This window comes from Luteimonas soli (assembly GCF_042648865.1).
GTDB lineage: Bacteria > Pseudomonadota > Gammaproteobacteria > Xanthomonadales > Xanthomonadaceae > Luteimonas > Luteimonas soli.
Genome location: NZ_JBHRYA010000001.1, coordinates 374,109 through 386,555 on the forward strand (window position 1 = coordinate 374,109; position 12,447 = coordinate 386,555).

At 70.7% G+C, this 12,447-nt stretch carries 14 protein-coding genes, 1 other RNA gene and 1 riboswitch; of the genes, 11 read left to right on the plus strand and 4 right to left on the minus strand.

What is annotated here, in order from left to right:
• Nucleotides 1-160: 160 nt before the first annotated feature.
• Nucleotides 161-358, plus strand: a riboswitch (FMN riboswitch).
• Between the two features lie 235 nt (nucleotides 359-593).
• The 6 genes from ACFONC_RS01705 to thiL all read left to right on the plus strand — a co-directional run bounded on the left by ACFONC_RS01705 (nucleotide 594) and on the right by thiL (nucleotide 4,640).
• A complete protein-coding gene (locus ACFONC_RS01705) occupies nucleotides 594-1,196 on the plus strand; it encodes a riboflavin synthase (RefSeq protein WP_386742209.1) in 603 nt (200 codons plus the stop codon).
• Nucleotides 1,193-2,299: a 3,4-dihydroxy-2-butanone-4-phosphate synthase gene (gene ribB / locus ACFONC_RS01710; protein WP_386741839.1), complete on the plus strand. Its 1,107-nt coding sequence runs from the start codon at nucleotides 1,193-1,195 to the stop codon at nucleotides 2,297-2,299. Before ACFONC_RS01705 ends, ribB begins: the two co-directional genes overlap by 4 nt.
• 231 nt (nucleotides 2,300-2,530) lie before the next feature.
• Nucleotides 2,531-2,998 carry a 6,7-dimethyl-8-ribityllumazine synthase gene (gene ribH, locus ACFONC_RS01715; protein WP_386741840.1) on the plus strand — a complete coding sequence of 156 codons (468 nt, stop codon included), beginning with the start codon at nucleotides 2,531-2,533 and terminating at the stop codon, nucleotides 2,996-2,998.
• The gene (gene nusB, locus ACFONC_RS01720; protein WP_386741842.1) at nucleotides 2,995-3,468 is read left to right on the plus strand and encodes a transcription antitermination factor NusB; all 474 of its coding nucleotides are present in this window, start codon (nucleotides 2,995-2,997) and stop codon (nucleotides 3,466-3,468) included. The genes ribH and nusB overlap by 4 nt, the downstream gene beginning before the upstream one ends.
• Before the next feature lie 6 nt (nucleotides 3,469-3,474).
• On the plus strand, nucleotides 3,475-3,681 hold the full coding sequence (locus ACFONC_RS01725) for a hypothetical protein (protein WP_386741843.1): 207 nt from the start codon (nucleotides 3,475-3,477) through the stop codon (nucleotides 3,679-3,681).
• 5 nt (nucleotides 3,682-3,686) lie between these two features.
• Nucleotides 3,687-4,640, plus strand: coding sequence for a thiamine-phosphate kinase (gene thiL, locus ACFONC_RS01730; protein WP_386741844.1), 954 nt, complete (start codon nucleotides 3,687-3,689; stop codon nucleotides 4,638-4,640).
• 156 nt (nucleotides 4,641-4,796) lie between these two features.
• Here thiL and ACFONC_RS01735 read toward each other — a convergent pair whose 3' ends face one another.
• From ACFONC_RS01735 to ACFONC_RS01750, 4 genes are all read right to left on the minus strand, one after another.
• Entirely contained in the window at nucleotides 4,797-5,384 is a 588-nt protein-coding gene (locus tag ACFONC_RS01735; protein WP_386741845.1) for a uracil-DNA glycosylase family protein, read from the minus strand.
• Nucleotides 5,381-6,766 carry an FAD-binding oxidoreductase gene (locus ACFONC_RS01740; protein ID WP_386741846.1) on the minus strand — a complete coding sequence of 462 codons (1,386 nt, stop codon included), beginning with the start codon at nucleotides 6,764-6,766 and terminating at the stop codon, nucleotides 5,381-5,383. The genes ACFONC_RS01735 and ACFONC_RS01740 overlap by 4 nt, the downstream gene beginning before the upstream one ends.
• 140 nt (nucleotides 6,767-6,906) lie before the next feature.
• Nucleotides 6,907-7,275, minus strand: a complete 369-nt coding sequence (locus ACFONC_RS01745) for a YraN family protein (RefSeq protein WP_386741848.1) — start codon at nucleotides 7,273-7,275, stop codon at nucleotides 6,907-6,909.
• Nucleotides 7,272-8,456, minus strand: a complete 1,185-nt coding sequence (locus ACFONC_RS01750) for a penicillin-binding protein activator (protein ID WP_386741849.1) — start codon at nucleotides 8,454-8,456, stop codon at nucleotides 7,272-7,274. Before ACFONC_RS01750 ends, ACFONC_RS01745 begins: the two co-directional genes overlap by 4 nt.
• A gap of 126 nt (nucleotides 8,457-8,582) precedes the next feature.
• On the opposite strand from ACFONC_RS01750, the gene rsmI reads away from it, so the two are divergent.
• The 5 genes from rsmI to ftsL all read left to right on the plus strand — a co-directional run bounded on the left by rsmI (nucleotide 8,583) and on the right by ftsL (nucleotide 12,445).
• Nucleotides 8,583-9,446: a 16S rRNA (cytidine(1402)-2'-O)-methyltransferase gene (gene rsmI, locus ACFONC_RS01755; RefSeq protein WP_386741850.1), complete on the plus strand. Its 864-nt coding sequence runs from the start codon at nucleotides 8,583-8,585 to the stop codon at nucleotides 9,444-9,446.
• A 479-nt stretch (nucleotides 9,447-9,925) separates the two neighbouring features.
• An RNA gene (gene rnpB / locus ACFONC_RS01760) (RNase P RNA component class A) lies at nucleotides 9,926-10,277 on the plus strand.
• A 505-nt stretch (nucleotides 10,278-10,782) separates the two neighbouring features.
• A complete protein-coding gene (gene mraZ, locus ACFONC_RS01765) occupies nucleotides 10,783-11,229 on the plus strand; it encodes a division/cell wall cluster transcriptional repressor MraZ (RefSeq protein ID WP_386741851.1) in 447 nt (148 codons plus the stop codon).
• On the plus strand, nucleotides 11,226-12,185 hold the full coding sequence (rsmH, locus tag ACFONC_RS01770) for a 16S rRNA (cytosine(1402)-N(4))-methyltransferase RsmH (RefSeq protein WP_386741852.1): 960 nt from the start codon (nucleotides 11,226-11,228) through the stop codon (nucleotides 12,183-12,185). Before mraZ ends, rsmH begins: the two co-directional genes overlap by 4 nt.
• Nucleotides 12,182-12,445 (plus strand): cell division protein FtsL, encoded by a 264-nt coding sequence (ftsL, locus tag ACFONC_RS01775; protein ID WP_386741853.1) that lies wholly within the window; start codon nucleotides 12,182-12,184, stop codon nucleotides 12,443-12,445. The genes rsmH and ftsL overlap by 4 nt, the downstream gene beginning before the upstream one ends.
• Nucleotides 12,446-12,447 lie beyond the last annotated feature (2 nt).

Consider the following 12,447-nt stretch of genomic DNA (forward strand, 5'->3'; position numbering starts at 1 on the left):
TCTTCGATCTTCGCGATCGGGGTCTGGGACAGAATCGAAAGCCGTCGGGGGCGTAGCCCCGACCTACGCGGCGCGGCGGTGGAATGCTCCGTCGCACCGGTTCACCGCGCCCCGGATGCTAGAATCGCGCTGCCGGATTTGCCGGCGATCCACCAGAACCAGACGTCTTCAGGGCGGGGCGAAATTCCCCACCGGCGGTAGGCGCGGCGCCTCCACGAGGCCACGCGCGAGCCCGCGAGCGCTTCCGTGGTTTGCGAGTCCTTCGCAGGCATCGGAAGGCCAGCAGATCCGGTCCGATGCCGGAGCCGACGGTTGGAAGCGGCACGCTTCCTCACAGTCCGGATGAAAGAAGACAGCAGCGCGCGGCCCGGAGCCGCGTGCCGCCGCATGCCCCGAGGCGTTTTTCATTGCCCAGTGCGAGGAAAACGTTTCATGTTCCAGTCCCTGTCATTTGCCATGCGTTTGCCGACAAACAGGCCAACGTCTGCGTGCGCCCCCATCCCATCCTTCCCCCGCATGCGGGGGAAGGCGAGCGCGTGCCATGCGGGAGTCGTTCCGCCGGCCATCCGCGCGTCCTTTGCGGTGGCATGTTGATGTTTACCGGGCTGGTGGAAGGCGTCGGCCGCCTGGCCGCCCGCGAGCCGCGCGACGGCGATGCGCGGCTGCGGATCGCCGTGGGCACGCTGCCGTTCGACAATGTCGCGCTGGGCGAAAGCATCAGCGTCAATGGCGCCTGCCTGACCGTGGTGGCGTTCGGCGAGACGCATTTCGATGTCGATGCCTCGACCGAGACGCTGGCGCTGACCACGCTCGGCGACCTGCCGGTCGGCGCGGCGGTGAACCTGGAGCGCGCGATGCGCGCGGACGATCGTCTGGGCGGTCACCTGGTCAGCGGCCACGTCGACGGGATGGGGCGGGTGCGCAGCATCGCCGACGACGCGCGCGCGCAGCGCTGGGCGTTCGATGCGCCGGCATCGCTGCACCGGTACATCGCGCGGAAGGGTTCGATCTGCGTGGACGGCGTCAGCCTGACCGTCAACGCGGTCGACGACGCGGGTTTCGAGGTCGCGCTGATCCCGCACACGGTCGCGCACACGGCGTTCGCGCAGGCGAAGGTGGGCGATCCGGTGAACCTGGAGATCGACCTGGTCGCGCGCTACGTGGAGCGACTGCTGGCTGCAGGAGCAGGCGCATGAGCTTCGCCCCGATCCCCGAGCTGCTCGAAGAGCTGCGCGCCGGGCGCATGGTCGTGGTGGTCGACGACGAGGACCGCGAGAACGAGGGCGACCTGATCATGGCCGCCGAGCTGGTCAAGCCGTCCGACATCAATTTCATGGTCACCCACGCGCGCGGCCTGGTGTGCCTGTCGCTGACCCGCGAGCGCTGCGCCCAGCTCGGGCTGCCGCCGATGGTGCGCGACAACACCTCCTCGCACCACACCAACTTCACCGTCAGCATCGAGGCCGCCGAGGGCGTGACCACCGGCATCTCCGCGTACGACCGCGCGCACACCATCCGCACCGCGGTGCGCCCCGACGCGCAGCCGCGCGACCTCGCCCAGCCCGGCCACATCTTCCCGCTCACCGCGCAGCCGGGCGGCGTGCTCAGCCGCGCCGGACACACCGAGGCGGCGGCGGACCTGGCGATGCTCGCCGGGCTGGAGCCGGCCGGGGTGCTGGTCGAGATCCTCAACGCCGACGGCAGCATGGCGCGGCGGCCGCAGCTGGAGGCATTCGCGCGCGAACACGGGCTGAAGATCGGCTCGATCGAGGATCTGATCCGCCATCGCCTGGAAACCGAGCACACGGTCGAGCGCGTCGACGAGCGCGAGATCGACACCGAGCACGGCGCGTTCCGCCTGCATACCTACCGCGACCGGCTCAGCCACACGCTGCACTTCGCCCTGCTGCGCGGCGAGCCCGATCCGGCCACGCCGACCCTGGTGCGGGTGCACGTGCAGAACCGCTTGGCCGATGGCCTGCACTGGCGGCGCGTCGACTTCGGCCCGCTGGTGGGCGACGTGCTGGCCGCGATCGACCGGGAAGGCCGCGGCGCGCTGGTGCTGCTGGGCGAGTCCCACCGCAGCGAGGCCGAGCAGGCGCAGGCGCTGCTGGCGCGCATCCGCCAGCAGCCCCAGGCCGAGCCGGCGCGCGCCGGTGCGCTGGCCGAATGGCGCCGCAACGGCGCCGGCAGCCAGATCCTCGCCGACCTCGGCCTGGGAAAGCTGCGCGTCATGGGCACCCCGCGCAAGCAGGTCGGCCTGGCCGGCTACGGCCTGGAAGTCGTCGAATACCTGTAGGTCGGGGCTACGCCCGACCGCCATCGCGGCAAGTCGCAGGTCGGGGCTACGCCCCCGACGCCCGCGCCGCTCCTTGTGGGAGCGGCTTCAGCCGCGAGCTTTTATCCACGACCATGGCGTTCGCCCGGTGTCGGGGGCGTAGCCCCGACCTACTCCGCTCCGTTCGACTGGTGTCGGCGCTGACCCCGACCACGCGGGTTAAACTGTCCGCCCTTTCCCGCAAGTTTCCCCATGGCCCACTACGAAGGCGACCTGCGCGCACCCGACGGCGCGCGCTTCGCGATCATCGCCAGCCGCTGGAACCCGCGCATCAGCGATGCGCTGGTGGCCGGCGCGCGTGAAACCTTCGCCAGCCACGGCGTCGCCGAGGATGCCGTCGACGTGGTGCGGGTGCCCGGTGCGTGGGAAATCCCCGCCGTGGCCGCGCGCATCGCCGCCGGCGGCGGGTACGCGGCGATCATCGCGCTGGGCTGCGTGATCCGCGGCGACACGCGCCACTTCGAACACGTTGCCGACCGCTGCGCCGACGGCCTGATGCGCGTGGCGCTGGATTACCGCCTGCCGGTCGCCAACGGCGTGCTCGCCGTCGACGAGCAGGAAGACGCCGAACGCCGCGCCGGCGGCAGCCACGGCAACAAGGGCGAGGAGTGCGCGCTGGTCGCGCTCGAGATGTCCAGCCTGCTGGGCAAGCTGCCGTGAACCGCCAGCGCACCCACCGCGGCAGGGACGGAATCGACCACGCCGCGCGTTCGCGCTCGCGCCGGCGCGCGCTGCAGGCGGTGTACGCCATGCAGCTCTCCGGCGCCGACGCGAAGAACGCGATCGCGCAGTTCGCGCACGAACAGGCGCACGAGGTTGCCGACCTCGAATACTTCGAGGACCTGGTGCGCGGTGTCGAGAAGCACCGGCGCGAGCTGGATGCCGCGCTGCAGCCGTTCCTCGACCGCGGCATCGAGGAAGTCGACCAGATCGAGCGCGCCATGCTGCGCATCTCGGCCTACGAACTGCAGCACCGTCTCGACGTGCCCTACCGGGTGATCATCGACGAGGCGCTCAAGGCGGTGAAGCGCTTCGGATCCGAACACGGCCACACCTACGTCAACGGCGTGCTCGACAATGCGGCCGCGGAATGGCGCGCGCTCGAGATGCAGGCCGCGCGCGGGAAGTGAGCGGCCATGGCGCGCTGCCGCGAATGCAAGCAGCGTGAAGCGGTGCCCGGCGCCGGCCATCCGCTGCTGATGCTGCCGCTGCGCCTGTTCGGCCTGCGCGCCGATCGCAACGACTGGTGCCGCGGCTGCGCCAATTCGATCAACGTCCTGGGCGTGTTCGCGTGGGCGCTGCTCGCGCTGGCATTGCGCTCGGCATGGTCGTTGCTGGCTTGAAGCGCATGCCCGGCGAATTCTCCCTGATCGACGCCATCGCCCGCCGCGCGTCCGCGCGCGCCGACGTGGTGCTCGGCATCGGCGACGACGCCGCGATCCTCGCCGTGCCCGCCGGCCGCCAGCTGGCGGTGGCGATGGACACGCTCAACGCCGGCGTGCATTTCCCCGAAGACACCGCGCCAGCCGACATCGGCTGGAAGGCGCTGGCGGTGAACCTGTCCGACCTGGCCGCGATGGGCGCGCAGCCGGCGTGGTGCACGCTGTCGCTGTCGCTGCCCGACGGTGACACGGCATGGATCGACGGTTTTCTAGACGGGTTCCTGGCCCTCGCCACGCAGCACGATGTTGCGCTGGTCGGCGGCGACACCACGCGCGGGCCGCTGTCGGTGTGCGTCACCGCGCATGGTTTGGTCGAGCCGGGCAGGGCGCTGCGGCGCGACGGCGCTCGCGTCGGCGACGATGTCTGGGTGACGGGAACGCCGGGCGACGCGGCCGGCGCGCTGGCGCAGTGGCGCGAAGGAAGCGAACGCGACGCCGCGCTGCGCGCGCGCCTGGAGCGGCCGGCGCCGCGGGTCGAGGCCGGGCTGGCGCTTGCCGGCCTTGCGCATGCGGCGATCGATGTGTCCGACGGCCTGCTCGCCGATCTCGGCCACGTCTGCGCCGCCAGCGGCGTGGGGTTTGAGATCGAACTGGAAGCGCTGCCGGTGTCGCCGATGCTGGCGGCGGCCTTCGATCCCGGGCAGCGGCGCGTACTGCAGTGCACGGGCGGCGATGATTACGAACTGTGCTTCACCGCCGCGCGCGAACGGCGCGACGACATCGCGGCGATCGCCGAAGCGGTGGGCGTCGCGATGACGCGCATCGGGCGCGTGGTTCCCGGCGACGCGGCGGTCGCGCTGGAACGCGACGGCCGGCGCTGGAAACCGCCGCGGCAGGGTTTCGACCATTTCGCCTCGTAGGTCGGGGCTACGCCCCTGACACCCGCGAAGGTCGACCCCGCCGTAGGTCGGGGCTACGCCCCCGACACCAGCGAAGGTCGAACCAGCCGTAGGTCGGGGCTACGCCCCCGACGACCGCGAAGGTTGGACATCCCCCGTCGGGGGCGTAGCCCCGACCTACGATGCCAACACCTTGCGCACCCGCACGCGCAGCGCCGGCAACACATCGTCCTCGAACCACGGATTGGCCTTGAACCAGCCCACGTTGCGCGGACTCGGATGCGGCAGCGGCAGAATGGTCGGCATGTACTCGCGCCACGCGCGCACGGTGTCGGTGAGGCTCGCCTTGCGTCGCTTGCCGAGGAAATACGCCTGCGCGTACTGGCCCACCAGCAAGGTCAGCCGGATGTCGGGCAGCAGCGGCAACAGGCGCGGATGCCAGGTCGCGCGACACTCCGGCCGCGGCGGCGCGTCGCCGGAACCGGCCTTGCCCGGATAGCAGAAGCCCATCGGCACGATCGCGACCTTGCGCGGGTCGTAGAAGGTCGCGTCGTCCATCTGCAGCCAGTCGCGCAGGCGCCGGCCGCTGGCATCGTTCCAAGGGATGCCGGTTTCGTGCACGCGCACGCCCGGCGCCTGCGAGGCGATCAGGATGCGCGCGGTGGCGCTTGCCTGCAGCACCGGGCGCGGCCCCAGCGGCAGGTGCGCCTCGCAGATGCGGCAGGCGCGGATGTCACGCAGCAACCCGTCCAGCGCGCCGCTCACGGCGGCAGGACTTTTCCGGGATTGAGGATGCCGTCCGGATCGAGCGCCGCCTTCACCGCGCGCATCGCGGCCAGCGTCGGCGCGTCGAACGCTTCGGTCATGAAGTCGCGCTTGGCCACGCCGATGCCGTGTTCGCCCGACAGCGTGCCGCCGAGCGAGAGGGTCAGCGTGAACAGCCGCGGCAGCGCGGCGTGCGCGCGTGCCGACTGTGCGGCGTCGTCGGGATCGAACAGGATGTTGGCGTGCAGGTTGCCGTTGCCGGCGTGGCCGAAGGCGACGATCGGCAGGTCGAACTCGCGCGCGAGCGCCTCGATGCCGGCGACCAGCGCCGGCAGGCGCGAGACGGGCACCACGACGTCCTCGTTGATCTTGCCTGCCGCGATCGTGCGCAGCGCCGGCGACAGCGCCTTGCGCGCCGCCCACAGCGCCTCGTTGGCGGCCGGGTCACTGGCCGAAGCGAGTTCGACCATGCCATCGCCGCGCGCGGCGCGCTCCAATGCTTCGACCACGTGCGGCAGCGTCCCCGCGTCGCCGTCGGCCTCGATCATCAGCAGCGCGCCGGCGTCGGCGATGTCGGCGCCGCCCACTTCGCGCACCAGCCGGATGCAGGCTGCATCCATGAATTCGAGCATCGACGGCGTCGCCGGCTGCGCCATGATCCGCGCCACCGCCGCGCCGGCGCTGGCGACATCGGCGTACGACGCGCGCAGGCTGGCGCGGCGCGTAGGCAGCGGCGCGAGCTTGAGCGTCGCCTCGACGATCAGCGCCAGCGTGCCTTCGCTGCCGACCAGCAAATGGGTGAGGTCGTAGCCGGTGGCGTCCTTGGTGGTGCTGCTGCCGACGCGGATGATCTCGCCCGTGCCGGTGACGGCGACCAGCCCGAGCACGTTGTCACGCGTGGCGCCGTACTTCACCGCGTGCGGACCGCCGGCGTTGCAGGCGAGGTTGCCGCCGATCGTGCACTGGCCGGCGCTGGCCGGGTCGGGCGGCCAGAACAATCCGCGTGGGGCGAGCGCGTGCTGCAGGTCGCCGTTGAGCACGCCCGGCTGCACCACGGCCTGGCGATCGTCGGCGCGGATTTCGAGCACGCGCGCCATGCGTTCGAACGAGACCACCACGCCGCCGCCGTAGGGAATCGCCGCGCCGGTGCTGCTGGTGCCGGCACCGCGCGCGACAATCGGCACGCGGTGTTCGTGGCAGGCGCGCACGATCGCGACCACGTCCTCGACGCTGCGCGGCAGCGCCACCGCGGCCGGCAGTGCCCATCGCTTCGAACTGTCCTCGCCATGGCGGCGGCGCGTATCCTCGCCCAGCAGCCAGCCGTCGCCCAGCCGTGCGCGCAGCGCGGCGTCGAGGCGTTCGGGAAGAAGCGGCGTATCCATGGACGCCATTGTAGGCGCCGGGCCTGCGTGCCCGATGACCCGCGCGGTGCGAAAGCCGTCGGGGACGTAGCCCCGATCTACGTCCGTCCTCCGCCAGATCGCTTTGCCGTAGGTCGGGCCTACGCGCCCGACGCCCGCGCTCAGTCGTCGGCGCGGAACGCGTCGCGCAGCCAGTCGAATGCCGGCGCGGCCGGGTCGCCGCTGGCATCGATCACGTCGAAGCGGCAGGTCGCGTCGGCAAGGCTGCGGTGTGAGTGGAGGAACGCCCGCGCCGCCGTGACCAGCTTGCGCCGCTTGCGCGCGTCGACCGAGGCCACGCCGCCGCCGAAGCCCGCGTTGCGGCGAAAGCGCACCTCGACGAACACCAGCGTGTCGCCGTCGAGCATCACCAGGTCGAGTTCGCCGAAGCGGTAGTTCGCGTTCGCCGCGACCGCGCGCAGCCCCTGGCCAAGCAGGAAATCACGTGCGGCGGCCTCGACTTCGGCGCCGCGCGCGCGGGTGCCGCTCAACCGCCGGCGCCGAGCGAGACCACGTAGCCGTTGCTGAAGGTCGACCACAGCGGCGTGCGCAGCACGTTGCCTTCCGGGCCGATGCGCAGTGCGCCGGTCGCGCCTTCCACCGTGGCCTCGGGCGTCAGCGCCAGGTGCTGCAGGTAGGCGGTGAGCAGCCAGGCGTCGGCGCCGAAGGCGAACAGCTTCGCGCCCGGGCCGTGCGCGGTGGGCAGCGACTTCTGCGTCTCGGCGGCGTTGGGCAGGCCGTTCACCTGCACCAGCCCCCAGCGCTCGGTCGGGAACTTGATGCCGTCCAGCACGCGGTCTTCCTCGGCCTTGCCGGTGCCCGACAGCAGCTGCGAGGTTGCCACGCGCGGCTTGTACGACAGCCCGGCCGCGGCCAGCTGCGGCGCGATCGCGCGCGCCTGGTTGCCGCGCAGGGCAATGAACACCGCGTCGATTCCGCCGTCGCGCGTGGCCACCGACTGCAGCAGCGGCGTCATGTCGGCCGGCTCGTCGCTGACCACGGCCAGCGTCTGCACCACGCTGCCGCCGTGCGTCGTCAGCTGGGTGGCGAAGGCGCTCGCGCTGCGGCGCGCATAGTCGTCGCCGGAGCTGAGCACCAGCACGCGTTTGGCGCCGAGTGATGCGACGTGGTCGGCGGCGCTGCTGCCCTCGTCTTCCGGCGCCAGCGAGAAGCTCGCGCTGTTGAAAGGCGGCGCGACCGTGCCGCGGTTGAGCGCCAGCACCGGCACGCCCGGCTGGACATTGCGGAACACCGCGTCCACGCCGTCGCGGCCGAGCGGCCCGAGCACCTGGTCGGCGCCGTCGGCCACGGCCCGGTTGTAGGCCGCGATCGCGCCGCCGCTGCTGTTGGCGGTGTCGTAGAAACGGATTTCCGGGCGCGTGCGGCGTTCGCCGTAGTAGGCGGCGAGCAGGCCGTCGCGCACCGAGGCCGCGGCGGTGGCCAGGTCGCCGCTCAGCGGCAGCAGCACGGCCAGCTTCAGCGGCGGCCGGTAGCCGTCGCGCTCGGCCGGCGGGCGGATCGAGTCGTCGAACTGCCAGTGCGCGTTGCGCAGCGTGGTGTCTTCAGGCGCCTCGGCCGGCGGCGCGGTCGGCGCGACCGTCACGGTCGAGCAGCCCGCGACGAGCGTGGCGAGCAGCGCGAGGGCGAAGATCCGTTTCGATGAATGACGCATATGCCGGCCCGGAAGCGAGAACGGCTAGGATTCTACCGTTCCATGCGCGATGCAGGGGCCGGAAGCTGAAGCGACGCCGGCCGCCGTCGCGCCCGGTCCACCGGCGCCAGCGCCAGAAGGAGAACGATGCCTGTCCCCGACCACGATCCCGCCGCAAGCACCGCCCCGGGCGGCGCCGCCGGCACGCTGCACGTCGTCGCCACGCCGATCGGCAACCTGGCCGACCTGTCGCCGCGTGCCCTCGACACCCTGCGCGCGGTCGCGGCGATCTGCGCCGAGGACACCCGCCACACGCGCCAGCTGCTGGCGCACTTCGGCATCGAGCAGTCGCTGGTCGCCCTGCACGAGCACAACGAGGACGAGATGGCCGGGCGACTGGTGGCGCGGCTGTTGGCCGGCGAGTCGCTGGCGCTGGTGTCGGACGCCGGCACGCCGCTGGTCAGCGATCCCGGCTTCCGGCTGGTGCGCGCCGCCCGCGAGGCCGGCGTGAGGGTCAGCCCGGTACCCGGTGCCAGCGCGCTGGTCGCCGCGCTGAGCGTGGCGGGGCTGCCGAGCGACCGCTTCGTGTTCGAAGGCTTCCTGCCGGCGAAGTCCGGCGCCCGCCGCGCGCGCCTGACGTCCCTGGCCGGGGAGCCGCGCACGCTGCTGTTCTACGAATCCTCGCACCGCATCGAGGACACGCTGGCCGACTGCGTGGCCGCGTTCGGCGCGGATCGCCCGGCCGTGGTCGCGCGGGAGCTGACCAAGCTGTTCGAGACCGTGCTCGATGGGACGCTGGCCGACGTGCATGCACGTGTTGCCGCCGATGCCAACCAGCGCAAGGGCGAGTTCGTGCTGCTGGTGCAGGGCGCGGGCGACGATGCCGATGCGCGCATTGCCGAAGGCCGGCGGGTGTACGCGAAGCTTGGCGAGCACCTGCCGCCGTCGACTGCGGCGAAGCTGGCTGCCGAGATCAGCGGGGCGCCGCGGAAGGCTCTGTACGGATCCTAGGGGCGAGATTTTCCCGAGGACCAGGGTAGCTGCCGTAGGTCGGGGCTACGCCCCCGACGCGCTTTTCGCGTCGCGGCGCCGTCGTAGGGCGGGTCTTGACCCGCCTGCTGTTCCGGTTCCACTGAGATCAAGAAAGATCAAAAGCTTTCGCGCCGTGACGGCGCGAGCCACCTTTCTTTGCTTGTGCAAAGAAACCTGGCGCAAAGAAACACACCCCGCCTTCGCGCCCGACGCTACGCGTCGGGTCCGCGGAGCCGGCGGGAATTTTTCGAAGGGGCATCCTGCCCCTGCGAAAAACGCCGCACATCCATGTGCGGCGCCCTGCGGGGTCTTGTCCGCCGACTCCGCCGCTGCGGAGGGGCCCCTGAAGGTCAAGTTCAGATCAACAGCAACAGCAGCCGCAGCCGTCTCGCGTCGGCTCCAGAGGTGGTCCCGATTCGCCGCTGCCGGGCGGGGCAACGTGAGATAATGGCCTTGGCGGAGTCGGCCAGGCAGTCGCGTCATTCGCAAGAATGCCGAGGAAAGTCCGGGCTCCACAGGGCACGGTGCCAGGTAACGCCTGGGCGGCGCGAGCCGACGGAAAGTGCAACAGAAAGCAAACCGCCGAACGGTCCGCAAGGGCGCGTGGCAAGGGTGAAATGGTGCGGTAAGAGCGCACCGCGAGCCTGGCAACAGGCCGGCACGGCAAACCCCACCGGGAGCAAGGCCAAATAGGGACCTCATGACGTTGCCCGCGTCGGGTCCGGGTAGGCTGCTTGAGCGTAGCGGTGACGCTGCGCCTAGAGGAATGACTGTCCAAGACAGGACCCGGCTTATCGGCCGGCTCCGCCACTCGAATTGCCGCAGGTCGGGGCTACGCCCCCGACACCCGCGGATCTTCCGGAGCCAAAGGTCAAAAGCCGTCGGGGCAGTAGCCCCGACCTACGACCGGGGAAGAAGCAGATCCTGCGGACTGTGACGTTGCGGTCTGAGAGAGTTCCGGGACGATTGCCGGGCAAGCACGCGATTGTCTCGATATCCGGAACAATGCGCAGTCGACCGGCCCAGGGCGCGATCCCTGCGGCCCGCCCTTCAGCAATGTCGAGACCCCGTTCAGACTGCGACGCAGAACCCAATTCTCAAAATTTGAGACGAATCAGGTGCTTGTGGATAAAGCTTGAACAATTCTCTCAAGTATCGCGCAAGTCATTGACGCCATTGGCGAAAATCACGCGTGAAGCTGTTGACAACCCTGTGGGCCGCCCATAAGGTGGCGACTCGTGGGAAAACCGGGAGATTCGTGGTTTTCCTGTGCTGAAGTCCGCCCGAAGACGGACATGAGTGGGCCAGGGTTGTTGTGTTCCAGGGCGAGACCGCGATCACCATCGACGACAAGGGCCGGTTGGCAGTCCCGACCGGCTACCGGGACGTCGTTGCGCGCGAGTGCGGCAACCACCTGGTCCTGACCTACAACCCCTTCGAGGCCGGCTGCCTGTACCTGTACCCGCTGCCGGTCTGGGAAGGCGTGCGCGACGGGATCAACAAGCTGCCGCGGACCAAGAAGAACAGCCGCCTGCTGCAGCTGAAGCTGGTCGGCGCGGCCACCTTCGTCGAGCCCGACGGCAGCGGCCGCATCAGCATCCCGGCCAGCCACCGCAACGCGGTCGGCATCGAGAAGAAGGCCGTGCTCGTGGGCATGGGCGACAAGTTCGAGTTGTGGAGCGAGCAGGCGCACCTCGCGCAGATCAGGCAGACGCTGGGCGATGCCGATCTGGGTGAAGAGCTGCTCGACCTGCAGCTGTGACGGACGGTGGCGCGGACGCCCGGTCCGCCCACCTTCCTGTGATGTACGCGCAGGTCATGGAAGGGCTGCATGTGGTGGAGGACGGAACGTATCTGGATGGCACGTTCGGGCGGGGCGGACATGCGCGTGGCGTGCTGCAACGCCTGGGCACCGGAGGCCGGCTGCTGCTGATGGACAAGGATCCCGAAGCGATCGCGGTCGCCGAACAAGAGTTCGGCGCGGACCCGCGCGTGGCGATCCACCGCGGCAGCTTCACCGACCTCGCGCACTGGGGTGCCGCTGCCACGGGCCTGGACGGCGTGCTGTTCGACCTCGGTATCTCCTCGCCGCAGATCGACGTTGCCGGTCGCGGCTTCAGCTTCGGCAAGGACGGCCCGCTCGACATGCGCATGGATCCCGACAGCGGCGAGAGCGCGGCGCAGTGGCTGGCGCGCGCCGGCGAGGCCGAGATCGCCGACGTGCTGTGGCAGTACGGCGAGGAGCGCATGAGCCGCCGCATCGCCCGCGCCATCGTCGCGCGCCGCGCCGAACAGCCGATCACCCGCACCGCGCAGCTGGCCGAGCTGATCGCCTCGGTGATGCCGCGCGCCAAGCCGGGGCAGAAGGAAATCCACCCGGCCACGCGCTCGTTCCAGGCCATCCGCATCCACGTCAACCGCGAACTGGCCGACCTCGAAGCCGGGCTCGACGCCGCACTCGCCGCGCTCAGGCCGGGCGGGCGGCTGGCCGTGATCAGTTTCCACTCGCTGGAAGACCGCATCGTCAAACGCTTCATCGCCCGCCACGCGAAGGCGCCGGCGGGCAACCGCCGCCTGCCGGCCGTCGAGGAGTTCGTGCCGACCCTGCGCGCGATCGGTGACGCGCAAAAGGCCGACTCCACCGAACTCGCCGGCAACCCGCGCGCGCGCAGCGCGGTATTGCGGGTGGCGGAGAAGCTGGCGGAGCCGCGGCCATGACCCGCTTCATCGTCATCATCCTGGTCATCGCCAACGTGGTCACCGCGATCGGCGTGGTGAACGCGCGCCATGAGCACCGGCAGCTGTTCGTGCAGCTGTCCAGGCTCGAGCATGCGCGCGACGAGCTCAACATCGACTTCGGCCGCCTGCAGCTCGAACAGGCCACCTGGGCCGAAGCCAACCGCATCGACCAGATCGCGCGCACCCGGCTGGGGATGAAGTTCCCCGAGACCGCCGACATCGTGGTGATCAGGCCATGAGG

Coding starts and splice junctions, on each gene's coding strand:
- ribH (WP_386741840.1), top strand. CDS start 2,531: ATGGCCCACTACGAAGGCGACCTGCGCGCACCCGACGGCGCGCGCTTC.
- ACFONC_RS01740 (WP_386741846.1), bottom strand. CDS start 6,766: ATGGATACGCCGCTTCTTCCCGAACGCCTCGACGCCGCGCTGCGCGCA.
- ACFONC_RS01750 (WP_386741849.1), bottom strand. CDS start 8,456: ATGCGTCATTCATCGAAACGGATCTTCGCCCTCGCGCTGCTCGCCACG.
- ACFONC_RS01705 (WP_386742209.1), top strand. CDS start 594: ATGTTTACCGGGCTGGTGGAAGGCGTCGGCCGCCTGGCCGCCCGCGAG.
- ACFONC_RS01725 (WP_386741843.1), top strand. CDS start 3,475: ATGGCGCGCTGCCGCGAATGCAAGCAGCGTGAAGCGGTGCCCGGCGCC.
- ribB (WP_386741839.1), top strand. CDS start 1,193: ATGAGCTTCGCCCCGATCCCCGAGCTGCTCGAAGAGCTGCGCGCCGGG.
- thiL (WP_386741844.1), top strand. CDS start 3,687: ATGCCCGGCGAATTCTCCCTGATCGACGCCATCGCCCGCCGCGCGTCC.
- ftsL (WP_386741853.1), top strand. CDS start 12,182: ATGACCCGCTTCATCGTCATCATCCTGGTCATCGCCAACGTGGTCACC.
- rsmI (WP_386741850.1), top strand. CDS start 8,583: ATGCCTGTCCCCGACCACGATCCCGCCGCAAGCACCGCCCCGGGCGGC.